This window comes from Pseudomonas sp. NPDC087803 (assembly GCF_044742995.1).
GTDB lineage: Bacteria > Pseudomonadota > Gammaproteobacteria > Pseudomonadales > Pseudomonadaceae > Aquipseudomonas.
Genome location: NZ_JBIUVO010000001.1, coordinates 480,841 through 504,620 on the forward strand (window position 1 = coordinate 480,841; position 23,780 = coordinate 504,620).

Below are 23,780 nucleotides of genomic sequence, written 5' to 3' on the forward strand. Positions count from 1 at the left end.
CCAGCAAAGCCGACTTCCAGCACCAACTGCAAGCGCCACTTGTGGCAGTGCCTGTTCACTGATGTGCTGCGCCAGTGCCGCTTGCAGTTGGTGCTGGAAGTCGGCTTTGCTGGCTGCGGTGAAGAACGCCATCTGTGGTACTCCGCTTAAGCTTGTTATTGATGGAAAGCGTCGCGTGCAACACCCCTTTCGGGGCTTGTGTCGCCCTGTTCCTGATTCTCGGGCAGAGGAAACAGGGGGACAGGTGGGTGAAGCTGGACGGGACACTCAGGTCACATTCACCTTCCATTGAATGGGCATCTGCAAAACCGACGGTCGGGGCTGCCGACAATGGCTTTACGGGTGCTCATCCGTTGCGCAGCTTAATGGGTGCGACAATGTGTCTGCTTGCGGTGCTGCGACATATTCGGTCATTGGCACGTAAACAAAGGATTTGGCACCGGTAAACACTAGCAGTCATGGCGCAAAACGGCGGCTCGAATGCCCGTTTTTACGGTACATGCGTGCCAGAAATGACCATTGACCTGTGTCGCGTTCACGACACATCCTCTGACACTCTCACATGCAGAAATTCCCGAGGGCTGGCAGAATCGCGCCCAATTGCGACCAACACGCCCTTCAAGGCAGGAATTCCCCCATGCAAATGACCACCGCCCTACTGATCGTCAACCCGTGCGACGACGAAGAAGACAACATGGCCATGCTCTGCTGCCACAGCGACAAGGGCGAGATGTTTCTGATGAGCCGCTACCCGGACGAGGATGAGCTGGAGATCACCCTGGATGGCGAGCCTTCGACGCTGGATGGCGTGAAAGTCACCCTGTCCAAGACCCTGTTGAAAATCGAGATCGCGGCGGCGGATGCCGATGCGTTGAATGGCGATGACGTCCTGGAGATCACTTTCAATCCGGATATGGTTGATCTGGATGAGGTTGAGCAAACCCTGAAGAATATTCTGGATGGCACCGGGACCTATATCAGCCAGATTTGATATCGGCTGGACTGGCCTCATCGCTGGCAAGCCAGCTCCCACAGAGTCGATGTGTTGCATAAATCGCATTCGCACCGCTGATACCTGTGGGAGCTGGCTTGCCAGCGATGGGGCGAAATTTGATGTCGTCTGGATTGCCCCCTTCGCGAGCAGGCTCGCTCCCACATTGATGGGTGTACACCGCTCAAATGTGGGAGCGAGCCTGCTCGCGAAGAGGCCCGAAAGAACACTGCACCTTTCTCCGGCTACAAAATTCCAACAAATCCCCCGGTCATTTCCCGCACTTTGCGCAAAATGCCGTTAGTCGCCACCCCCCTCGATGGATTAAAGTAACGCCCCCAGCCCCGGCGTTATCCGAACGCCTGCGGCCACCCTTTCCAGGAACAGTCACCGATGGAACATCGTGAAGCGCTGCTGGCGCTGCGAACCTTTCTTTCAACGCAGATTCTCGGCCAGGAAAAACTCATCGAGCGTTTGCTCATCGCCCTGCTCGCCGACGGCCACATGCTGGTCGAGGGCGCTCCGGGTCTGGCCAAGACCAAAGCGATCAAAGAACTCGCCGAGGGCATCGAAGCCCAGTTCCATCGCATCCAGTTCACCCCGGACCTGCTGCCGGCCGACATCACCGGCACCGAGATCTATCGCCCGGAAACCGGCAGTTTCGTGTTCCAGCAAGGGCCGATCTTCCACAACCTGGTATTGGCAGACGAAATCAACCGTGCCCCGGCCAAGGTGCAATCGGCGCTGCTCGAAGCCATGGCCGAACGTCAGGTCAGCGTCGGGCGCAGCACCTACGAGCTGTCGCCACTGTTTCTGGTGATGGCCACGCAGAACCCGATCGAGCAGGAAGGCACCTACCCGCTGCCGGAAGCCCAGCTCGACCGTTTCCTCATGCACGTCAAGATCGGCTTCCCCGACGCCGCCGTCGAACGCCGGATCCTGCAGCAGGCCCGTGGCGAAGCGCTGAATGGCGAAACCAAACCGGAACGCCGGGTCAGCCAGCAGGCGATCTTCGCCGCGCGCAAGGAAATCCTCGGTCTGTACATGGCCGACGCCGTGGAGGAATACCTGGTGCAACTGGTCATGGCCACGCGCACCCCGGCCAAATTCGATCCGGAAATGGCCGAGTGGATCGCCTATGGCGCCAGCCCGCGCGGCTCGATCGCCCTCGACCGTTGCGCCCGCGCTCACGCGTGGCTCGCCGGGCGCGATTTCGTCAGCCCCGAAGACATTCAGGCGGTGCTGTTCGACGTGTTGCGTCACCGCATCATTCTGTCGTTTGAAGCCGAAGCCGCCGGCATCGATCAGGATCGGGTGGTGCAGCGGATTCTCGACGTCGTAGCCGTCGCTTGACCCCCATGAACGCCCCCCTGCCGTCCGAACCGGGCATCCGCATCAGCCTCACCGACCTGATCGAGATGCGTCACCGTGTGCGCGAAGTGCAGCTGTTTTCCACGCCGAGTCAGCGCAGCCCGCTGATCGGTTTGCATCACTCGAAATTCCGTGGTCGTGGCGTCGACTTCGATCAGGTGCGGGTCTATCAGGCCGGCGACGACGTGCGCACCATCGACTGGCGCGTCACCGCGCGTACCCAGGAGCCGCACACCAAGCTGTTCCATGAAGAACGCGAGCGACCGATTTTCATCATGGTCGAGCAAAGCACCCGGCTGTTCTTCGGCTCCGGGCTGATGTTCAAGTCGGTGCTCGCGGCGCAGGCAGCAGCGCTGATCGGCTGGGCGGCGCTCGGGCACAACGACCGGGTCGGCGGGCTGGTGTTCGGCGACAACGAGCATTACGAAATCAAACCGCGCCGCAGCAAGCAGAGCCTGCTGCAACTGCTCAACCGCCTGGTCAAGGTCAATCAGTCGCTGCACAGCGAACGCGAGCCGGACCGCGATGCCCTCGGCGTGGCGCTGCGCCGGGCGCGTGAAGTGTTGCGCCCGGGCAGTCTGGTGATCGTGATCTGCGACGAGCGCGCGCTGTCCGACAGCGCCGAACAGCAACTGAGCCTGCTGTCGCGGCATTGCGATCTGCTGATGCTGCCGCTGTCCGATCCATTGGATCACGCCCTGCCCGCCGCCGGGCTGTTGAGGTTCGCCGAAAGAGGCGCACAACTGGAACTCGACACGCTGAATTTCGAGCTGCGCCAGACCTATCGCGCTCAGGCCGAAGCACGCATCGCCCGCTGGGAATTGCTCGCGCAAAAACTGCGGGTGCTGCTGATGCCGCTGAGCACGCAAAGCGAGATGGTCGAGCAGATGCGTGAATTCCTCAATCCGCAGCGCCCGGGGAGCAGTCGATGAACGGCCTCGAGCAACTGCAACCGTTGATTTCCCCGCCGCCGATCGACTTCTGGCCGCCAGCGCCCGGCTGGTGGCTGCTGTTGTTATTGCTGCCGCTGCTCGGTTTCGCCGTGTGGCGTTTGCGCCGGTTCATCCCGATCAAGAAACGCCCGATCGTGCGCGCCGAACAACCACTCGATCCAGTGCGCATCGCCGCGCTGGCCGAACTGGCGCAGATGCCCAAACCCTACGACGGCGCACCGGCCGGTGCCTGGCTGCAGCAGCTCAACGGTCTGCTCAAACGCCTGTGCCGCAACCATTATCCCTACAGCCAGAGCCACACACTCAACGGGCGCAAATGGCTGGCGTTTCTCGACAACCGCTGCCCGGCCGCCGGCCTGACGCGCTGGATGGTGCTGGTCGAAGGCGCCTACAAGCCCGAATGCAAACTCGACGACAAAGCCATCGCCGGCCTGACCCAAGCCGTCGACACCTGGATTCGCAAGCATGTTTGAGTTCGCCTGGCCGTGGATTTTCGTGCTGCTGCCGCTGCCGTGGCTGATGCGTCTGGTACTGCCGGTGGCCGACAGCGGCGAGCCGGCGTTGCGCGTGAGTTTCCTCTCCGACCTAGAAGGTCTGGCGCGACGACGGGCCCGGGCCAACCTGCCGGCGTGGCGCCAGCAAGCGCCGTTCCTGTTGTTGTGGCTGTTGCTGCTGAGCGCCGCCGCTCGCCCGCAGTGGCTCGGCGAACCGTTGCCGATTGCCGCCAGCGGCCGCGATCTGCTGGTGGCGGTGGACGTGTCCGGTTCGATGGATTTCCCCGACATGCAGTGGCAGGACGAAGACGTCAGCCGCTTGTCGCTGGTCCAGCATCTGCTCGGGGATTTCCTTGAAAGTCGTGATGGCGACCGGGTCGGTCTGATCCTGTTCGGCAGTCAGGCCTATCTGCAGGCACCGCTGACGTTTGACCGCCACACCGTGCGCGTCTGGCTCGATGAGGCGCGCATCGGCATCGCCGGGAAAAACACCGCCATCGGCGATGCAATCGGTCTCGCGCTGAAACGCCTGCGCATGCGTCCGGCGCAAAGCCGAGTGCTGATTCTGGTCACCGACGGCGCCAACAACGGCGGCGAAATCGATCCGCTGACGGCGGCGAAACTGGCCGCCAGCGAAGGGGTGAAAATCTATCCGATCGGCATCGGTGCCGACCCGGAAGACAGTGGCAGCACCGGTCTGCTCGGAGTCAATCCGAGCCTGGACCTCGACGAACCGGCCCTCAAAGCCATCGCCAACGCCACCGGCGGTCAGTACTTCCGCGCCCGCGACGGCAAAGAGCTGCAAGCGATCAGGGACACCCTCGATCAACTCGAACCGGTGACCCAGCAACCGACCCAGGCGCGCCCGGCGCACGCCTTGTATCAGTGGCCACTGGCGTTGGCGCTGGTGCTGAGCCTGTTGCTGGTCGCCCGCGAATTGTGGCCGGACAATCCGTTGCAACGCCTGTTCACCAAGGAGCTGTATCTGCAAAGTCCGTTGCCTGACTGGCGCGAGCGTCTGAAACGCCTGCGTCTGCGGAGGCGCCGATGATCGCGCTCTGGCCGCACTGGTTCCGCCCCTGGTGGCTGCTGCTTCTGCCGCTGCTGGGCTGGCTGATCTGGCAACTCTGGCACCGGCAGAAACGCGCCGGACGCTGGCAGATGATTCTGCCGCCGGCGTTCCACGCGACGCTGCTCAGCGGTGGCAACGGGCGCGACAGCAAGCTGCCGTGGGTCGCCCTTGGCGTGGCGTGGCTGCTGACCATCATCGCCCTGCTCGGACCGAGCTGGGAGCGTGTCGAACAGACCAGCCAGAAACCTGCCGACCCGCTGGTTGTCGTTCTGGAGCTGACCCCGGAAATGCTCGCCACCGACTCGCCGCCAACGCGACTGGAGCAGGCCCGGCGCAAGCTGTTCGACCTGTTGCAGGCACGCAGCGATGCGCAGACCGCGATCGTCGTCTACGCCGGCAGCGCGCACACGCTGGTGCCGCTGTCGGATGACTTGGCGACCAGCCACAATCTGCTCGACGCGCTCAAGCCGTCGCTGATGCCGGAAAGCGGTCATCGCGCTGATCTCGGCGTGAGCAAAGCATTGGCCTTGCTCAAGCAAGGCGCGCTCGGTCAGGGACGGATTCTGCTGATCGGCTCCTCGCTGAGCGAGGAAGAACGCCAAGGCATTCGCCACGCCCTCGGCCGGCAATCGGCACAACTACTGATGCTCGGCATCGGCACCGCTGAAGGCGCGCCGATCGCTCAGGAAGACGGCAGTTTCCTCAAGGACGAACAAGGCGCGATCCGCGTGCCGCAACTCGACAGTCCGAGCCTTGGCGCGTTCCTCGCCAGCGTCGGCGGCGAATACCACAGCGCGCGTCTGGACGAATCCGATTTGCGCGCCCTCGGCCTGCTCGATGGCCCGCGCAGCCTGCGCAACGACGGCCAGACCGTGCGCCTCGACACCTGGGCCGATCAGGGCTACTGGCTGCTGTTGCCACTGTTGCTGCTGGCGGCCTGCGCCGGGCGACGTGGCTGGTTGTTCTGTCTGCCATTGCTGTTTTGTCTGCCCCAGCCGAGCTACGCTTTCGACTTCGAAGACCTGTGGCTGCGTCCCGACCAACAGGGCCTGCACCTGCTCAAGCAAAAGCGCCCGGCTGAGGCCGCCGAACACTTCGAAGATCACCAGTGGCAAGGGCTGGCGTTGTACGAGGCCGGCGATTACAGTGGCGCCGCTCAGCGTTTTGCCGAAGGCAGCGATGCCCGCGCCCACTACAATCGGGGCAACGCGCTGGCGAAAAGTGGCGAACTGGAAGCGGCCATCGACGCCTACGAACAAGCGTTGGAACTGCAACCGGACTTGCGCCCGGCGCTGACCAACAAGGCGCTGGTGGAAACCCTGCTCAAGCAGAAGAACACCCCGCCCCCGTCCGAGCCGCAGCCGCAACCGCAAACAGCGCAGCCGAACGTGCCCGGCGATGAACCACCGCCGGCGACCGCGCCGCCACCGGCGGTTAAAAGTGAAACCCCGAGCGAGGCGCAGCCCGGCGAGTCGGCCAACGAACCGCCAGCGACCAGGCCACCGCAGCCGGGGCCCAACGAAGTACCGGGCAACCCGCCGGAGGAAGCTGCGAATAATCAACCGCCGCTGCAGCCCGCCGAGGACAACCTCGAAGGCGAACAGCGTCAGGCACTGGAACAATGGCTGGGCAAGATTCCGGACAATCCGGGCGAATTGCTGCGACGCAAATTCTGGTACGAACAGCAGCAACATCAGGATCAGGAAAAAACTCGATGACCCGCTTCACCGCTCTCTTGCTGCCCCTGCTGCTCTGCACGGCCACCGCCCACGCGGCCGAGCTGACGGCCAGCGTGGATCGCAGTCGCCTGAACTCCGGCGAGACGGTCGAACTCACCCTCGAAACCGACGATGTCACGCAATTCGGCAAGCCCGACCTGACGCCGCTGGAGTCAGCCTTCGAGGTGCGCGGCACGCGCCAGGTCAACCAGTTGAACACCCTCAATGGCGATAACCGCGCTACCACGCGCTGGATCATCACCCTGCTGCCGAAAGAGAACGGCAGCGTGGTCATCCCGCCGCTGCAACTGGGCGACGTGCAGAGCCAGCCGATCACCGTGCAAGTGGTCGAGAGCGACACCCGCGAAGAGAAAAACAACCTGGATCCGGTGTTCATCGAGGCCAGCCTCGACCAGCCTGGCGTTTACGTGCAGGCCCAGGCGATCCTGACCCTGCGTATTTACCACTCGGTGTCGCTGTACGACGACAGCAGCCTGACCCCGCTGCAAATCGCCGACGCGCGTATCGAGCAACTGGGCGATACGCGCACCTACGAAAAAGACATCAACGGCGTGCGCCATGGCGTGATCGAGATGCGCTATGCGATCTACCCGCAGCACAGCGGCTTGCTGACCATCGCCCCGCAGACGTTCAGTGCCACGCTGGTCGACGCCAATCCGGCCCAGGACGCGACTGCGCAAGGCCCGAAACCGGGCAAGCTGCTGCGCGTCAGTTCTTCCGAGATTCCACTGACAGTCAAACCGAAACCGCTGGCCTACCCGGCCGATGTGCCGTGGCTGCCGGCGCGCAGCCTGAGCCTGAGCGAAAGCTGGAACCCGGAGCCGGATCACCTTCAGGTCGGCGATTCCCTGACGCGCAGCCTGACCCTGAAAGCCGAAGGCCTGGCCAGTTCGCAATTGCCGCCCCTGCCCGGCACCGAGGCCAATGGCCTGCGCCGCTACCCCGACCAGCCGGTGTTGAGCAACCAGAGCGGCGAGCGCGGCCTGATCGGCAGCCGCGAAGAACGCGAAGCGCTGGTGCCCAGCCGCAGCGGTGCGATCGAATTGCCAAGCGTTGAGGTGATCTGGTGGAACACCTTCGAAGATCATCTGGAACACACCAGCCTGCCGGCGCACACCCTGCAAGTGGCGAACAACCCGAGCCTGCAGGTCGACACCCCGGCCGGCAATCTGCAACCGAGTGTCGTCGATAACGATGTGCTGTGGTGGTGGAAACTCAGCACCCTGATCCTCGCCTGCACCACCCTGCTCGGCTTCGGCCTGTGGTGGCGCGCACGCTGGCAACCGGCGGTGCACCGCGCCGCGCAAACCGGGCCAAGCCCGCGCACCTTGCTGGACGACATCAAACGGGCGTGCCAGGCGAATGATCCGCAAGCGACCCGGCAGGCGCTGGATGCGTGGGCGCGGCAGCAGCCGGAGACTTTGGCGGATATGGCGGCGCGCTTCGTACCGCTTTCCGACGCCCTCGATGGCCTCAACGGCGCGCTGTACAGCGAGACCGGGCAGCACTGGCAGGGTGAGGATTTGTGGCGGGCAATCCGTACGATTCCGGCGGCTGAGCGGGTGCAGGATCCGGTGGGTGATAGCGGGTTGCCGCCGCTTTATCCGAAGTAAAAGCAAAAGATCGCAGCCTGCGGCAGCTCCTACAGGGTAGACAAACGCTCACTCTGTAGGAGCTGCCGCAGGCTGCGATCTTTTGATTTTTCAAGCCTTTGGGCAAGCCCTCCCATTTGCCAGTAAACTCCCCCCTCTTTAGCCGCCCATCATTTTCCTGCGGCCATCACCTATTTCTGTAGCGGAGTCCACCTTGCGTCTGTTCCACACCTCCGACTGGCACCTTGGGCAAAACCTGCACGGCCAGGAGCGCGATTTCGAGCATGCGTGCTTTCTCGAATGGCTGCTGCGCCAACTGCAACTGGCGCAGCCGGATGTGCTGCTGATTGCCGGTGACATCTTCGACACGGTCAATCCGCCGGTCAAAGCTCAGGAACGCCTTTACGACTTCATCGTCAGCGCCCACGAGCAGCAGCCGTTGCTGACCATCGTGATGATCGCCGGCAACCACGACTCCGGCTCGCGCATCGAACTGCCGGCGCCGCTGATGCGTCGCTTGCGCACCCATGCGCTGGGCCGGGTGCTGTGGCTGGATGACGGCCAGCTCGACGCCGAACGTCTGCTGCTGCCACTGCCGAATGCACAGGGTGAAATCGCCGCGTGGTGCCTGGCGCTGCCGTTCCTGCGTCCGGCAGAGGTGACGGGTGCGCATCTGGGCGACGACTATCTGCGCGGTATCGGTCAGGTGCATGAATGGCTGATCGAAGCGGCGAATGCCAAGCGCCAACCGGGTCAGGCGCTGGTCGCCATCAGCCACGCGCACATGGCCGGCGGTTCGGTGTCGGAAGATTCCGAGCGCAGCCTGATCATCGGTAACGCCGAAGCGCTGCCCGCCAGCCTGTTCGGGCCGAGCATCAGCTACGTCGCCCTCGGCCATTTGCACAAGCCGCAGAAGGTCAACGGTGAAGAACGCATTCGCTACAGCGGCTCGCCGATTCCGCTGTCGTTCTCGGAAATCGGTTATCAGCACCAGATTCTCGACGTCACCCTCGACGGCGAAACCCTGGTCAGCGTCGAACCGAAACTGATTCCAAGGTCGGTCAACCTGCAACGCATCGGCCCGGCGCCGCTGGCGGACATCCTCCTGCAACTGGCCGACCTGCCGAATATTGATCTGCTTGCTGAAACCCAGCGCCAGCCATGGCTGGAGGTGCGCGTGACCCTCGACGAGCCACAGCCGGATCTGCGCCATCAAGTGGAAAACGCCCTGCAAGGCAAGGCCGTGCGCCTGGTGCGGATCGCCGCCGAATACGCCGGCAATCGCGGTGCTGACGGTGCCGAAGAAGGCAGCGCATTGATCGAACTCGATCAACTCACCCCGCAGGAATTGTTCAGCCGCGCTTGGCTGGACAACTACGGCAACGAGGTCGATGAGCAGACGCTCAAGGACTTCGCCGAACTGCTGCAGGACGTACAGATGGAGGGCGAGCAGCCATGAAGATTCTCGCCATTCGCTTGAAGAACCTCGCTTCGCTGGCGGGGCCGTTCGAGATTGATTTCACCGCCGAGCCGCTGGCCAGTGCCGGCCTGTTCGCGATCACCGGGCCGACCGGCGCGGGTAAAAGTACCTTGCTCGATGCGTTGTGCCTGGCGCTGTTCGGCGCGGTGCCGCGCCTGAACAACACCGGGCGCGACGCCAAGGTGCCGGACGCTGACGGTGAAATCGCCACCGGCGACCCGCGCACGCTGCTGCGCCGCGGCACCGGTGAAGGGTATGCCGAAGTGGATTTTGTCGGCGTCGACGGCCGCCGTTATCGCGCGCGCTGGGAAGCCAACCGCGCCCGCGAAAAGGCCGGTGGCAAGTTGCAGGCCAGTCGCCAGAGCCTGCGCGACATCGATCAGGATCAACTGCTCGCCAGTCAGAAAGGCGAATACAAGACCCAACTCGAAGCCGCACTGGGCCTGAACTTCGAACAGTTCACCCGCGCCGTGCTGCTGGCCCAGAGCGAGTTCAGTGCGTTTCTCAAAGCCGACGACAACGACCGCAGCGAACTGCTGGAAAAACTCACCGACACCGCGCTCTACACCCGCCTCGGCCGCCGCGCCTTCGACAAGACCAAAGAGGCCCGCGAAGCGCACAAGCTGCTGCAGGACCAGGCCACCGGCGTCACCCCGCTGGCGCCCGAAGCCCGTGCCGAACTGGATGAGCGTTTCAACAGCGCCCAGCAGCAATTGAAGTTGCAGCAAGCGCAACTCAAGCAACTCGAACAACAGCACAGCTGGCTCAAGGATTTGCGCCAGTTGCAGGACGCGCAACAAGCCGCCGCCGAGCAACTGCAGAGTGCGCAGCAACAGTGGCAAGGACTGGCCGGCGAACGCTTGAAGCTGACGCGGCTGGAGCAACTGGCGCCGCAACGCCATCAGTTTGCGCGCAAGACCGAACTCGATGCGCAGCTGACGCCGCTGGCCGCACAGATCGCCGCGCACACTCGCCAGCATGGCGAGCTCAACGAGCGCCAGACGCAACTGGCGCAGGCGCTGGATGCGGCAAAACTCGCCCTCAGCGAAGCACAGCAGCGGCACAGCGAGAGCGCCCCGCTACTGCGTCAGGCCTTCGACGAGCAAAGCACCCTCGCCCGCCTCGCCAAGGACACCGCGCTCAGCGCCGAAGCCCGGCAAGCCGCCGAGCAGGCCTGCACGCAAGGCCAGAGCGCCATTCAAGCCTTGCAGGAAAAACAGGCTGAAGTTGCTGAACGCCTGCAGAAAATGGCCGCCGAGCTCGAACAAAGCGCTCATCTGGCACCGCTCAGCGATGCATGGAATGCCTATCGCGATCGCCTGCAACAGCTGATGCTGATTGGCAATCGCCTGAACAAGGGCCAGGCCGAACTGGCAACCCTCGAACAGAATGCCACGCACAGCGCCGAGGCGCTGGCCACGCAAAAACAGCAACTGGAAGTGCTGTTCAAAGAGGCCGGGGCCGAGCCGGATGCGGTCGCCGAGCAGATCGGCATCCTCGGCAATCTGTTGCAGGACAACCGCAAACAACTGCGCGCCCTCGAAGATTTGACGCGGCTCTGGGCCAGTCAGCAGGAACTGGAAAAACGCGGCGCCGAACTGCAACAGCGCCTGCTCGATGCACAGCAGGAGCGCGAGCACCTGACCCAGGACGGGGTGCAACGCAAAGCCGAACTGACTGTCGCCGAACAAACCCTCAACGTCACCCGCGAACTGCTCGAGCGCCAGCGTCTGGCACGCAGTGCCAGTGTCGAAGAGCTGCGCGCACAGTTGCAGGACGACCAGCCGTGCCCGGTCTGCGGCAGCAACGAGCATCCGTATCATCAGCCGGAAGCGCTGCTGCAAAGCCTCGGCCGACACGATGAATCCGAGCAGGCCAGCGCGCAGCAAGCGGTGGATCAGCTCAAGGAAAAACTCACCGACTTGCGCGCTGAAGTCGGCGGCGTGATCGCCCGGCAGAAAGAGCTGTTGCAACAGCAGGAACAATTGAGCGCCCAGCTTCAGGCCCTGGCACCGAGTCTGGAGGCACATCCGCTGGCGCCACAGTTGCTGAATCAGGACGCCGATAAACGCGACGCCTGGCTGGCCCGGCAAACTGCTCAGTTGAACCAGAGCATCACTCAGGACGAGCAACGCCAGAGCGCCCTGCTCACCCTGCAACAGGATGCGGCGCGCCTGACCCAGCAACTGCGCAACGCCGAAACCGCGCATCAGCAAGCGGCGCAGCACTTGAGCAACCAACAACGCGAACTGAGCAGCGACCGTCAGCGTCTCGACGAAGAGCTCAGTGCGTTCGCCAGCCTGCTGCCGGCCGACACCCTCGAAGCCTTGCGCATCGAGCCGGCGGCAACCTTCATGCAGCTGGATCGGCAAATCGCCGAGCGTCTGGCGCAAGTCGAGCAGCAAAAGGAAGAGTTGGCCGAACAGCAACAACGCCAGCAAACCCTGGAGAAAGAACAGGATCGCCAGCACAGCCGCGTCCAGCAGCTGCAAAGCGCCGAGCAGCAGTTCAGCACGCTGGCAGCGCAACAACAGGCCTGTCAGGCGCAACTGGCGCAACTGTTGGGCGAGCACAGCAGCGCCGAGCACTGGCAGCAGCAACTGGAGCAGGCCGTGGAGCAGGCGCGCAACGCCGAAACCAGCACCGCTTCGGAACTGCAAAACGTACGCACCCAACTTGTGCAGATCAGCGCCGAACTCAAGGCGCAGCAGGAACGCTTGCAGGCGCTGCAAAGCGAAGACGGCGAACTGACGCAGAAGATTGCCGACTGGCGCGCGCACCATCCGGAGCTGGATGACGGCGGCCTCGAAGACTTGCTGCGCGTCGATGAGGCGCAGCTCAGCGAACTGCGCCAGCGCTTGCAGCACAATGAAAAAGCCATCGAACAGGCCAAGGTGCTGCTGCAAGAACGTGACCAGCGCCTGGCCGATCATCAGGCGCAGCACAACGGCAACCTCGATGCCGAACAACTCGCCGGCGCCCTCGCCGACCTGCAACAGCAGTTCAACCTCAGCGAGCAACAGTGCGCCGAACTGCGCGCCGAACAGGCTGAAGATCAGCGCCGGCAAAACGCCAACCAAGCGCTGGCGCAGCAGATCGCCGATGCCTATGCCGAGTACCAGCGCTGGGCGCGTCTGAATGCGTTGATCGGCTCGGCCACCGGCGACACCTTCCGCAAGATCGCCCAGGCCTACAACCTCGACCTGCTGGTGCATCACGCCAACGTGCAGTTGCGCCAACTGGTCAAGCGTTATCGCCTGAAACGCGGCGGCAGCATGCTCGGCCTGCTGGTGATGGATACCGAAATGGGCGACGAATTGCGCTCGGTGCATTCGCTGTCCGGCGGTGAGACGTTCCTGGTGTCGCTGGCCCTCGCACTGGGCTTGGCGTCGATGGCGTCGAGCACGCTGAAAATCGAATCGCTGTTCATCGACGAAGGCTTCGGCAGCCTCGATCCGGAATCGCTGCAACTGGCCATGGATGCCCTCGACGGCTTGCAGGCGCAGGGGCGTAAGGTCGCGGTGATCTCGCACGTGCAGGAAATGCACGAACGGATTCCGGTGCAGATTCAGGTGCTTCGCCAAGGCAATGGCTTGAGCACGCTGGAGGTGAAATGAACACGCTGTATTCGTTCCGCCGCTGCCCTTATGCGATGCGCGCGCGGATGGCCCTGCGCTATTCGGGAGTGCCGGTGCAGATCGTCGAAGTCAGCCTCAAGGCCAAACCGGCCGAGATGCTGGCGCTCTCGCCCAAAGGCACGGTGCCGGTGCTGGATGCGCAGGGCCGGGTGATCGATGAGAGCCTGGAGATCATGCGCTGGGCGTTGGCGCAGAACGATCCGCACGATTGGCTGCTCGGCGGCGACTCACGGATTGCTGAATTGATCGAGGCCAACGATCAGGGGTTCAAGGTGCAACTGAATCGCTACAAGTACGCCGAACGCTATCCGGAGCAACCGATGGAGGTCTATCGGGCTGAGGGCGCGGTGTTTTTGCAGAGGCTGGATGAGTTGCTGACGGATCGCGATTACTTGCTGGCCGAGCACCCGTGTCTTGCAGATATCGCGTTGCTGCCGTTCGTTCGGCAGTTTGCGCATGTGGATCGGGAGTGGTTTGCGCAGACGCCTTATGTGCGGTTGCAGGCGTGGTTGCAGCGCTTCCTCGAATCGGACCTCTTCACCTCCATCATGAAGAAATAACCTTCTGTAGGAGCTGCCGCAGGCTGCGATCTTTTGATTTTGTTTTTTCAGATCAAGATCAAAAGATCGCAGCCTGCGGCAGCTCCTACAGGGAATGTGTTTCAGGCCAGCGCGTTGCACATGCCCAGTGCCATGCAATCCACTTCGAAGGGGCCGAGGAAATCGCCTTCAGCCTTGATGGGCGGATTGCCAGCCAGCAACCCCTGCGAGTTGGCACGTTCGATGTTGTGCGCAATGTTGTGGTTGGCCTCTATGGCCCGCGCCAGCGCGCCGACTGAGCCTTGGCCGAAGCCGAGTAACGCGGCGCCATTGGTCATCAATGCCAATCCGGCGATGACCCAGAGTCTGTAACCTTTCATGCGCCGCCCACTCCTGCGAGTTCAGCACGATCAACCAGCACGTCTGCGCGGTGTTCGAACTGGATGCCGGGGTGTGCGACCTGAATCGGTGCGTCGAAGCTGTGTTCAGTTTGCGCGGCGATGCTGACGAACAGCACCAGCGCCAGGTAAAGACCGATGGCCAGGTAGGCGCCGCGTTTGGCTGAGGTAAGGATTGAACTGGCCATGATGTGCTCCGTGGGCATGTTTCAGTGCCGTCAGGATCAATCAAAAAAGCCGCGCTAACCACTCAGGGTTTGCCATAGTAAACATCAGCTTGGTTGATTATTTAGCCGGTCTATCTCAGCGTTGGAAAAAACCTATCGAGCGGAGATTTTTCGATCACGCATACGTGTAGGAGCTGCCGAAGGCTGCGATCTTTTGACGTTGAAGATCAAAAGATCGCAGCCTTCGGCAGCTCCTACAGGGAGCGGTGCCAAATCGGACTTTCAGTGTTGGGCTTTGTGATCCAGCGCGGCGTAGAAGTTGGCGCTCTGTTGCAGGTATTTCTGGGTGTAGCTCTGGGTGTGGGATTTTTTGCCGCTGATTTCAGCGTTGGCACTGGCTGGCAATGCAACGGTGGCGGAGATGGCGGAAGCGGCGATAACGGAGAAGAGATTGAAGTTCATGGCGGTAACCCTCGTGTTCGGTTGGCTTGCTTGCCCGGTTGGGCCGTGGAGCAAACTTAACGCTCGAGGGTTGATCGCTTGAAATGCTTTGTAGCATTACCGGATATCAGCGCGATTAATACAAAGAGACAGGCCCCGCAAACCGGGGCCTGTGGCTTATTGTCGCACTAGAAACTTCAGGTCGCTGGGGGCGTCCATCGGCAGTTTTTGCACGGTTTTGCCAAGCAGACCGGTCTTGGCATCGCGCTCGACGACCACAATTTCGTTGCTTTTCTGGTTGGCGATCAGCAGGAATTTGCCACTTGGATCGAGGCTGAACTCACGCGGGTGATCACCTTCCACCGAACGCTTTTGCAGTTCCTTGAGCTGACCGGTTGCCGGGTCAATGCTGAACACCAGCAACTGATTGGCGGTGCCACGGTTGCTGACGTAGAGGAATTTGCCATCCGCCGAGGCATGCAGCGCCGCACCGGCCTTGTCCGAGGTCGGCTGACCGGCAGCCAGATCCACCAGTTGCGTCTGGGTCAGCACGCCGTCGTTGTAGTCGAACACCGCGACCTGCGCGCTCATTTCCATGGTCAGCCAGGCATGTTTGCCGTCAGCACTGAACAGCAGATGACGCGGGCCGCTGCCGGCCGGCAGGCTGATCGAAGCGGTTTTCGCCGGGGTCAGCGGCAGGTCCGGATTGGCCTTCGGGTCGAACTGGTAGATGAAGACCTTGTCCGCACCGAGGTCGTTAGAGAACACGTAACGGCCATCCGGCGAGGACACCGTCGAGTGCACGTGGTTCGAGGCCTGACGCTCGGGGTTGACCCGGCTCGCCGGGTGCGCACTCATCTGCACCACCGGTTTGAGCTTGCCATCGGCGCCGACCGGCAATACCGCGAGGGTGCCACCCGGATCTTCCATCACCGAATAGTTGCTGACGAACAGATGGCTGGCATCGCCGCTCAGGCTTGAGTGGGTCGGCTCGTTGCCCAGGCTCTGCACTTGATTGATCAGGGTCAGAGCGTGGGTCTTGGGGTCGATGCTGTAGCTGCTGACGCGGCCGACCGGATCTTTCTGGCCGGGGCCGTTTTCATTGACCACGAACAGATGCTTCTGGTCTTTGGACAGGGTCAGCCATGACGGGTTTTCGCTCTTCACCACTTGCAGCGGCTTGGCGGCGATCTGGCCGGTGGTGCTATCGAAATTCATTCGATAGATGCCCTGACTGGTGCCTGCGGTGTAGGAGCCGACCAGCAATTGATAGTTCTCGGCGCTGGCACTGGAAAGGCCCATCGCACCGACGCTGCCGGCCATCAGCAGCGGCCAGAATTTACGCATGTTCATCGGTTTCGTCCTCGTCGTCGCTGCCGCCGAATGCGTCGAGGCAAACCAGGCGATGCTCGCCGGAATCACCCACGATCAACCAGCTCTGCAGGTCGTTATCAAAAGTAGCCGCTGCGACCTGAGCCGGCGTGAATTCCCAATGCTTGGCCGCTCGGCCATCCATGCATTCGATGTGCAGGTTGTCGTCTTCGTCGAGGGCGAATTCGAAAGCGTGCAAGCCGTCGATTTCGACCATTGCGCAGTGTTCGAGGGCGTTGAGAAGGGTTTGGGCAGTCATGGCAAACAGTCTTTCTTAGGGGGAAAGGGCCAATGATAGCTCATGGCACCCCGATCCCCCTGTAGGAGCTGCCGAAGGCTGCGATCTTTTGATTTTGTTTTTAAGATCAAGATCAAGATCAAAAGATCGCAGCCTTCGGCAGCTCCTACAGGGTTTGTAGGTCAGAGGGCGTCGCGCGAGGGCTTGCCATCCACCAGCCGCTGAATGCGCAACGGGTTGGCATTCTTCAGTGGTTCCGGCAGCAGGCTGTCGGGGTAATTCTGGAAGCATACGGGACGCAGGAAACGATCAATCGCCAGCGTCCCCACCGAAGTGCCACGGGCATCGGACGTCGCCGGATACGGCCCGCCATGCACCATCGCATCACACACCTCGACCCCGGTCGGGTAACCATTGAGCAGGATCCGCCCGACTTTCTGCTCAAGCAACGGCGTCAGCTCCGGGAAGCGTTCGAAGTCGGCCAGCTCGCCGATAATCGTCGCCGTCAGTTGCCCATGCAGGCCCAGCAGCGCCGCACTCAGCTCGGCCTTGTCCGCGACTTCGACGATCACCGTGGTCGGGCCGAACACTTCCTCCTGCAGCACTTCATCGGAGTTGATCAACAGGCTGACATCGGCTTTGAATAACTGAGGCTGCGCCTGATTGCCCTGCTGCGGATGGCCCGCCAGATGCTCGATCCCGGAGTGCGCCAAGAGTTTCTGCAAGCCTGCGCCGTAGCTGCCGAGGGTACCGGCGTTGAGCATGGTCTGCGCCGGTTGGTCACCGATCAGCCCGGCCACTTGCTGCACAAACGCGCTGAACTGCGGCGAGCGAATACCAATGACCAAACCGGGATTGGTGCAGAACTGACCACAGCCCTGCACCACCGACGCAGTCAGGTCGCGGGCGATGGTTTCCGAACGCACGGCCAGCGCCTGCGGCAGAACGATCACCGGATTAATGCTCGACATCTCGGCGAACACCGGAATCGGCTGCGGCCGCGCCGCAGCCATGTCGCACAGTGCGCGCCCGCCCTTCAACGAACCGGTGAAGCCGACGGCCTGAATCGCCGGATGCTTGACCAGCCATTCGCCGACGCCACCGCCGTAGATCATGTTGAACACGCCTGTCGGCATCGCGGTTTTTTCCGCAGCGCGAATCAGTGCATCGGCGACCCGTTCAGCAGTTGCCATATGACCCGAGTGCGCCTTGAACACCACCGGGCAACCGGCGGCCAGCGCCGCAGCGGTATCGCCACCGGCCGTGGAAAACGCCAGCGGAAAGTTGCTCGCACCGAACACCGCCACCGGGCCGAGGCCGATGCGGTATTGCCGCAGATCCGGACGCGGCAACGGCTGGCGATCGGGCAGTGGCAGGTCGATTCGCGCGCCGTAGAAATCACCGCGCCGCAAGACCTTGGCGAACAGGCGCATCTGGCCGCTGGTACGCCCGCGCTCGCCCTGAATCCGGCCGGCGGGCAGCGCGGTTTCGCGGCAGACCACGGCCACGAAATCATCACCCAACGCATCCAGCTCATCGGCAATCGCCTCGAGAAATTGCGCGCGGCGCTCGGAACTCAGGCTGCGATAGGCCGGGTACGCGGCGGCGGCGGCTTTGGCGGCGGCATCGACTTCGGCTTCAGTCGCTTGCATGAAATCGTACGGCAGCTGTTCGCCGGTAGTTGCGTCGACGCTTTGCAGTTTGACATTGCCGGCTGCGCTGCGCTGTCCGCCAATGTAATTGTGACCGAGAATCTGAGTCATGGGAGCTCCTTAAAGGGTGCCGATGCTGTCCGGTTGAAAAGCCGCTTCCACGGGCGCGATGCCGTTGACCAGCGGTGCGCCGAATTCGGCCTGGCTGATCTCGAACCGGTCGCCCGGTTGGGTGCGGATGCCATCGGCGAACGACAGGGTCGCGGTGCCGAAAAAGTGGATGTGCACGTCGCCAGGACGCAGGAACTGGCGGTATTTGAAATGGTGGTATTCGAGGTTGGCGAGGCTGTGGCACATGTTGGCTTCGCCGCTGAGAAATTCGTTCTGCCACAGCACTTCGCCGTCGCGCAGGATGCGGCTGGTGCCGGCCAGATGCTGCGGCAATTCGCCGGTGCGCAGTTCCGGGCCGTAGCTGCAACTGCGCAGTTTCGAATGCGCCAGGTACAGGTAATTCTTGCGCTCCATGACGTGGTCGGAGAACTCGTTGCCCACCGCGAAACCGAGGCGCCAGGGTTTGCCGTCGTGGCCAATGACGTAGAGCCCGGCCATTTCCGGTTCCTCGCCGGCATCCTCGGCAAACGGCGGCAACGGGAACGCCTCGCCGGGGCGCACGACGATGCCGCCGTCGCCCTTGTAAAACCATTCCGGCTGCACGCCGGCCTGCCCCGCCGCCGGCTTGCCGCCCTCCACGCCCCATTTGAAGATGCGCATGGTGTCGGTCATTTGCGCTTCGTCGCCGGCCTGCTGGTGCATCTTGTCCCGCGCCGAGGCGCTGCCCAAGTGCGTCAGGCCGGTGCCGCTGACCAGCAGGTGCGCCGGATCGGGATGGTCCAGCGGTGGCAGGATGCGCAGGTCTTTGAGCAACTGCGCATAGTCATGACTGATGCCCAGGCCGAGGGTCTGAACTTGCTGTTCAAGGGTATTGCCGGCCTCGATCGCGGCCAGGGCCAGATCGCGTACGCTGCGGGCGTCCTGTACTTCGCGGATCAGACCGTTGTCGACCACGCCGACGCGGCGCTCGCCGTTGCTTAATTCGAATTGAACCAGATGCATATGTCCTCTCCTGTAAACCAGTCTTGAGTTCGACGCCGATCCATTGTGGGAGCGGGCTTGCTCGCGAATGCGGTGTGTCATTCAACGATGATGGTGGCTGACCCACCGCATTCGCGAGCAAGCCCGCTCCCACATGGGTTCCATGTTGTTCTGCCGATTCAGGTTCGGGTGGCGCCGCGTGCGCTGGCGGCAAACTGGTCAGCTGGCAGCACGTGTTTGCGCTCGAGCACGCGGTAGACGATTACTGTAAGAATCAAACCGAACACCATCACCCCGCTGAGGAAATACAGCCCCGAAGCCAGATTCCCGGTGTACTCCTTCAACGCGCCGATCACGAACGGCCCGATATAGCCGCCGAGGTTGCCCACCGAGTTGATCAGCGCAATCCCCGCCGCCGCACTCGCCCCAGCGAAGAACCGCCCGGGCAAGGTCCAGAACACCGCCGTGCAGGAAAACAGCGCGAACGCCACCAGGCACAGCGCTGCCAGTTGCGCCACCGGCAGTGACAGCCACGCACTCAGGAACAGACCGATCGCGCCGAGCACATAGAGCACCGCGAGGTGGCCGTAGCGATCATTCATGCGGTCAGAACTGCGCGGCACGATCAGCAGACCGACGATGCCGAAGATGTACGGCACCGCCGAGACAAAACCGGTCACCAGATCGCTGCCGCCGAACTGTTTGATCAGCGTCGGCAGCCACAGGCCGAGGCCATAAATGCTCAGGGTCACCGGCAGGTAAAACAGCGCCAGCAGCAACACGCGTTTGTCTTTGAGCGCATGCAGTGGGTTGCCGTGACGGGTCTGGCCGTATTCCTGCAAATCCTTTTTCAGTTCACCGGTCAGCCAGTCTTTCTCGGCCTGATCCATCCACTTCACGTTCTGCGGACCGTCGGGCAACCAGCGCAATACCGGCCAGGTCAGGAGGATCGCCGGGGTGCCGATGACGATAAACAGCCACTGCCAGCCGTGCAGACCGAGGATGCCGTCCATACCGAGCAAGCCGCCGGAGACCGGGCCGGTGATCATCATCGCGATCGGTTGGGAGAGGATGAACAGGCCGAGGATCTTGCCGCGATGGCGCACCGGAAACCATTGGGTGATGTAGTACAGAACACCGGGGAAGAAGCCCGCCTCCGCCGCGCCGAGCAGAAAGCGCATCACGTAGAAACTGTGCGGGCCCTGGACGAACGCCATGCCGATGGTGATCGCGCCCCAGGTGATCATGATCCGCGCAAACCAGCGCCGCGCACCGAAGCGTTCGAGCATCAGGTTGCTGGGGATTTCGAGCAGAAAGTAGCCGATGAAAAACAGCCCGGCACCGAGCCCGTAGGCTGCGTCGCCAATGCCAATGTCGGCGCCCATGTGCAGCTTGGCGAAGCCGACGGCGGAGCGATCCACGTAAGCGATCAGGTACAGCAGGATCAGGAAGGGAATCAGTTTCAGCGTGATGCGCCGGACAAGCCGCAGTTTCTGGCTCATGGGATCGGTCTCCGATTGTTGTTTTTATAGAACCTCGGGGGACGCCTCTCGCGGAAAACCGCCAGGGCCAATCCCTCCGTCGAAAACGACTATATAGTAATACTAATTACCCAACAACACTTCCAAAGCGGCGATTTTGCGCTTATGTTTAGCCATGGCTCGCAAACAATAGTCTTACAATAAGAGAACCGATCATGTCTGAGAAGAAACCCACCCTGCGCTCGGCCCAATGGTTTGGCACGGCCGACAAGAACGGCTTCATGTACCGCAGCTGGATGAAGAATCAGGGCATCGCCGACCACCAGTTTCATGGCAAGCCGATCATCGGCATCTGCAACACCTGGTCGGAACTGACCCCGTGCAACGCGCATTTCCGCCAGATTGCGGAGCACGTCAAACGCGGGGTGATCGAGGCTGGCGGCTTTCCGGTGGAATTCCCAGTGTTCTCCAATGGCGAGTCGAACCTGCGCCCGACCGCCATGCTCACCCGCAACCTGGCGAGCATGGACGTTGAAGAAGCGATTCGCGGCAACCCGATTGACGGCGTGGTGCTGCTGACCGGTTGCGACAAGACCACTCCGGCGCTGCTGATGGGTGCGGCCAGTTGCGATGTGCCGGCGATTGTTGTCACCGGCGGGCCGATGCTCAACGGCAAGCACAAGGGCAAGGACATCGGCTCCGGCACGGTGGTCTGGCAGCTCAGCGAACAGGTCAAGGCCGGCACTATCACCATTGACGACTTCCTCGCGGCCGAGGGCGGCATGTCACGCTCGGCGGGCACCTGCAACACCATGGGCACCGCGTCGACCATGGCTTGCATGGCCGAAGCACTGGGCACGTCGTTGCCGCACAACGCGGCAATTCCGGCAGTCGATGCGCGGCGTTACGTGTTAGCGCACATGTCCGGCATGCGCGCGGTGGAGATGGTGCGCGAAGACTTGCGACTGTCGAAGATTCTGACCAAGGAAGCCTTTGAAAACGCCATTCGGGTCAACGCGGCCATTGGCGGTTCGACCAACGCAGTGATTCACCTGAAAGCCATCGCCGGTCGCATCGGCGTCGAACTGGATCTGGACGACTGGACGCGCATCGGGCGCGGCATGCCGACCATCGTCGATCTGCAACCGTCCGGACGTTTCCTGATGGAAGAGTTTTACTACGCCGGGGGCTTGCCGGCGGTGCTGCGGCGTCTCGGCGAGGCCAATCTGATCCCCAATCCGAATGCCCTGACCGTGAATGGCAAGACGCTGAGCGAGAACGTCAAAGACGCGCCGATCTATGGCGAGGACGAGGTGATCCGCACCCTCGACAATCCGATCCGCGCCGACGGCGGTATCTGCGTGTTGCGCGGTAATCTGGCGCCGCTGGGTGCCGTGCTCAAACCGTCCGCCGCCACGCCGGAATTAATGCAGCATCGCGGTCGTGCGGTGGTGTTCGAGAACTTCGATATGTACAAGGCGCGGATCAACGATCCGGAACTGGATGTCGATAAAGATTCGATTCTGGTGATGAAGAATTGCGGGCCGAAGGGTTATCCGGGCATGGCCGAGGTCGGCAACATGGGTTTGCCGGCCAAACTTCTGGCGCAGGGCGTGACGGATATGGTGCGTATCTCCGACGCGCGGATGAGCGGCACCGCGTACGGCACGGTGGTGTTGCACGTCGCCCCGGAAGCGGCGGCCGGCGGCCCATTGGCGGCGGTGCAGGAAGGCGACTGGATCGAGCTGGACTGCGCCAGCGGGCGTTTGCATCTGGACATTCCGGATGCCGAACTGGCGGCGCGCATGGCCGATCTGCAGCCACCGCAGCAGCTACTGGTCGGTGGCTATCGTCAGTTGTACATCGACCATGTGCTGCAGGCGGATCAGGGCTGTGACTTTGATTTCCTGGTCGGCTGCCGAGGTGCTGAAGTCCCGCGCCACTCCCATTAACAGCAAAAGATCGTCCGCACGCGGCCCGAACCTGCGGCAGCTCCAACCTTGGAATGCATTCCCATTGTGGGAGCGGGCTTGCTCGCGAAGAGGGAGTGTCAGTGCCATATTTTTGGCTGACACTCCGCTTTCGCGAGCAAGCCCGCTCCCACATTTGGCTACTGTGTCTGCCTCAATACAGTGTCGTGCCTGCTATGATGCGCGGCATCTCCATCGCTCAGGATCGCGCCGTTCCCCATGGATTACCGCAAACCTTCCGACCGCAAAAGCATGCACTCGCGCATTGTCCAGGAACTGGGCATGCAGATCGTCTCCGGACGTTTTTTGCCCGACGACAAACTGCCCGCCGAAGCGCTGTTGTGCGAGGAATACGCGGTCAGCCGCCCGGTGTTGCGTGAAGCCACGCGAGTGCTGGTGGCCAAGGGACTGGTGTACTCCAAACCGCGTGTCGGCACGGTGGTCAAGGCCCGGCGCGAATGGCACATGCTCGATCCGGATGTGCTGCACTGGCTGATGCAAAGCAGCCCGCAGAATGAGTTCTTCAATGTGCTGACCAGCGTGCGCAGCATCATCGAACCGGCCGCTGCCGCCCTCGCCGCCCAGCACGCGACCGAGGCCGACATTGCCGCCATCGGCGAAGCCTATCAACGCATGGAAGCCGCACCGACCCCGGAAGCCTTGCTGCAACCGGACCTCGACTTTCACAGCCGCATCGCCGACGCGACCCATAACGATCTGTTGGCGAACCTGTGCAACATGCTCTCGGTGGCGATTGCCGAGGCGTTGAAGCATTCCAATCAGCGGCCGAACCTGCATGAGCTGGCGTTGCCGAGGCACAAGGCGATTCTTACGGCGATTGAGAACCGTGATGCCCTCGGCGCCCGCCATGCGACGCTGGTGCAGTTGGATGATGCGCGCAGTGCTCTAAGTGTCGTGCTTGGCACAGAACTCACCTGACACACCCAAAATCCCCTGTGGGAGCGGGCTTGCTCGCGAATGCGGAGTGTCAGCAAAGCATGTTATGACTGGCACACCGCTTTCGCGAGCAAGCCCGCTCCCACATTTTGAATGGTGTGATGTTCACTGGATAAAAAAAGCCGCAACCTTAAGGTTGCGGCT

20 protein-coding genes and 1 pseudogene are annotated in these 23,780 nt (G+C 62.3%); 12 read left to right on the forward strand and 9 right to left on the reverse strand.

The window, feature by feature from the left end:
• Positions 1-132 (reverse strand): annotated as a pseudogene (locus ACIOUG_RS01995) (hypothetical protein); the annotation flags it as partial.
• 505 nt (positions 133-637) lie between these two features.
• On the opposite strand from ACIOUG_RS01995, the gene ACIOUG_RS02000 reads away from it, so the two are divergent.
• The 10 genes from ACIOUG_RS02000 to ACIOUG_RS02045 all read left to right on the forward strand — a co-directional run bounded on the left by ACIOUG_RS02000 (position 638) and on the right by ACIOUG_RS02045 (position 13,890).
• Positions 638-991, forward strand: coding sequence for a hypothetical protein (locus ACIOUG_RS02000; RefSeq protein WP_401062101.1), 354 nt, complete (start codon positions 638-640; stop codon positions 989-991).
• A gap of 393 nt (positions 992-1,384) precedes the next feature.
• Positions 1,385-2,344, forward strand: coding sequence for a MoxR family ATPase (locus tag ACIOUG_RS02005; RefSeq protein ID WP_003218556.1), 960 nt, complete (start codon positions 1,385-1,387; stop codon positions 2,342-2,344).
• A 5-nt stretch (positions 2,345-2,349) separates the two neighbouring features.
• Positions 2,350-3,294 (forward strand): DUF58 domain-containing protein, encoded by a 945-nt coding sequence (locus ACIOUG_RS02010; RefSeq protein ID WP_401062103.1) that lies wholly within the window; start codon positions 2,350-2,352, stop codon positions 3,292-3,294.
• On the forward strand, positions 3,291-3,788 hold the full coding sequence (locus ACIOUG_RS02015) for a DUF4381 domain-containing protein (protein WP_027613095.1): 498 nt from the start codon (positions 3,291-3,293) through the stop codon (positions 3,786-3,788). Before ACIOUG_RS02010 ends, ACIOUG_RS02015 begins: the two co-directional genes overlap by 4 nt.
• Positions 3,781-4,860: a vWA domain-containing protein gene (locus ACIOUG_RS02020; RefSeq protein WP_401062104.1), complete on the forward strand. Its 1,080-nt coding sequence runs from the start codon at positions 3,781-3,783 to the stop codon at positions 4,858-4,860. Before ACIOUG_RS02015 ends, ACIOUG_RS02020 begins: the two co-directional genes overlap by 8 nt.
• A complete protein-coding gene (locus ACIOUG_RS02025; RefSeq protein ID WP_401062106.1) occupies positions 4,857-6,599 on the forward strand; it encodes a tetratricopeptide repeat protein in 1,743 nt (580 codons plus the stop codon). The genes ACIOUG_RS02020 and ACIOUG_RS02025 overlap by 4 nt, the downstream gene beginning before the upstream one ends.
• Positions 6,596-8,233, forward strand: a complete 1,638-nt coding sequence (locus ACIOUG_RS02030) for a BatD family protein (RefSeq protein ID WP_401062108.1) — start codon at positions 6,596-6,598, stop codon at positions 8,231-8,233. Before ACIOUG_RS02025 ends, ACIOUG_RS02030 begins: the two co-directional genes overlap by 4 nt.
• Positions 8,234-8,426: 193 nt before the next feature.
• Positions 8,427-9,671 (forward strand): exonuclease SbcCD subunit D C-terminal domain-containing protein, encoded by a 1,245-nt coding sequence (locus ACIOUG_RS02035; protein ID WP_401062109.1) that lies wholly within the window; start codon positions 8,427-8,429, stop codon positions 9,669-9,671.
• The gene (locus tag ACIOUG_RS02040; protein ID WP_401062111.1) at positions 9,668-13,309 is read left to right on the forward strand and encodes an AAA family ATPase; all 3,642 of its coding nucleotides are present in this window, start codon (positions 9,668-9,670) and stop codon (positions 13,307-13,309) included. Before ACIOUG_RS02035 ends, ACIOUG_RS02040 begins: the two co-directional genes overlap by 4 nt.
• Entirely contained in the window at positions 13,306-13,890 is a 585-nt protein-coding gene (locus ACIOUG_RS02045) for a glutathione S-transferase (protein WP_401062113.1), read from the forward strand. The genes ACIOUG_RS02040 and ACIOUG_RS02045 overlap by 4 nt, the downstream gene beginning before the upstream one ends.
• Before the next feature lie 101 nt (positions 13,891-13,991).
• Here the strand turns inward: ACIOUG_RS02045 and ACIOUG_RS02050 are convergent, their stop codons facing one another.
• From ACIOUG_RS02050 to ACIOUG_RS02085, 8 genes are all read right to left on the reverse strand, one after another.
• Positions 13,992-14,249 (reverse strand): hypothetical protein, encoded by a 258-nt coding sequence (locus ACIOUG_RS02050; RefSeq protein ID WP_401062115.1) that lies wholly within the window; start codon positions 14,247-14,249, stop codon positions 13,992-13,994.
• The gene (locus ACIOUG_RS02055; protein WP_401062117.1) at positions 14,246-14,455 is read right to left on the reverse strand and encodes a hypothetical protein; all 210 of its coding nucleotides are present in this window, start codon (positions 14,453-14,455) and stop codon (positions 14,246-14,248) included. The genes ACIOUG_RS02050 and ACIOUG_RS02055 overlap by 4 nt, the downstream gene beginning before the upstream one ends.
• Before the next feature lie 261 nt (positions 14,456-14,716).
• The gene (locus tag ACIOUG_RS02060; RefSeq protein WP_401062118.1) at positions 14,717-14,896 is read right to left on the reverse strand and encodes a hypothetical protein; all 180 of its coding nucleotides are present in this window, start codon (positions 14,894-14,896) and stop codon (positions 14,717-14,719) included.
• A 156-nt stretch (positions 14,897-15,052) separates the two neighbouring features.
• Entirely contained in the window at positions 15,053-16,228 is a 1,176-nt protein-coding gene (locus ACIOUG_RS02065; protein WP_401062119.1) for a lactonase family protein, read from the reverse strand.
• Positions 16,215-16,505, reverse strand: a complete 291-nt coding sequence (locus tag ACIOUG_RS02070; protein ID WP_401062121.1) for a DUF5629 family protein — start codon at positions 16,503-16,505, stop codon at positions 16,215-16,217. The genes ACIOUG_RS02065 and ACIOUG_RS02070 overlap by 14 nt, the downstream gene beginning before the upstream one ends.
• A 161-nt stretch (positions 16,506-16,666) precedes the next feature.
• On the reverse strand, positions 16,667-18,247 hold the full coding sequence (locus ACIOUG_RS02075) for an aldehyde dehydrogenase (NADP(+)) (RefSeq protein WP_401062123.1): 1,581 nt from the start codon (positions 18,245-18,247) through the stop codon (positions 16,667-16,669).
• A 9-nt stretch (positions 18,248-18,256) separates the two neighbouring features.
• A complete protein-coding gene (araD1, locus tag ACIOUG_RS02080) occupies positions 18,257-19,249 on the reverse strand; it encodes an AraD1 family protein (protein ID WP_401062125.1) in 993 nt (330 codons plus the stop codon).
• A gap of 158 nt (positions 19,250-19,407) precedes the next feature.
• Positions 19,408-20,730 carry an MFS transporter gene (locus ACIOUG_RS02085; RefSeq protein ID WP_401062127.1) on the reverse strand — a complete coding sequence of 441 codons (1,323 nt, stop codon included), beginning with the start codon at positions 20,728-20,730 and terminating at the stop codon, positions 19,408-19,410.
• A gap of 194 nt (positions 20,731-20,924) precedes the next feature.
• Between ACIOUG_RS02085 and ACIOUG_RS02090 the strand changes: the two genes are divergently transcribed.
• Positions 20,925-22,661, forward strand: coding sequence for an IlvD/Edd family dehydratase (locus ACIOUG_RS02090; protein WP_401062129.1), 1,737 nt, complete (start codon positions 20,925-20,927; stop codon positions 22,659-22,661).
• Positions 22,662-22,898: 237 nt separating this feature from the next.
• A complete protein-coding gene (locus ACIOUG_RS02095) occupies positions 22,899-23,618 on the forward strand; it encodes a FadR/GntR family transcriptional regulator (protein ID WP_045122493.1) in 720 nt (239 codons plus the stop codon).
• Positions 23,619-23,780: the final 162 nt, after the last annotated feature.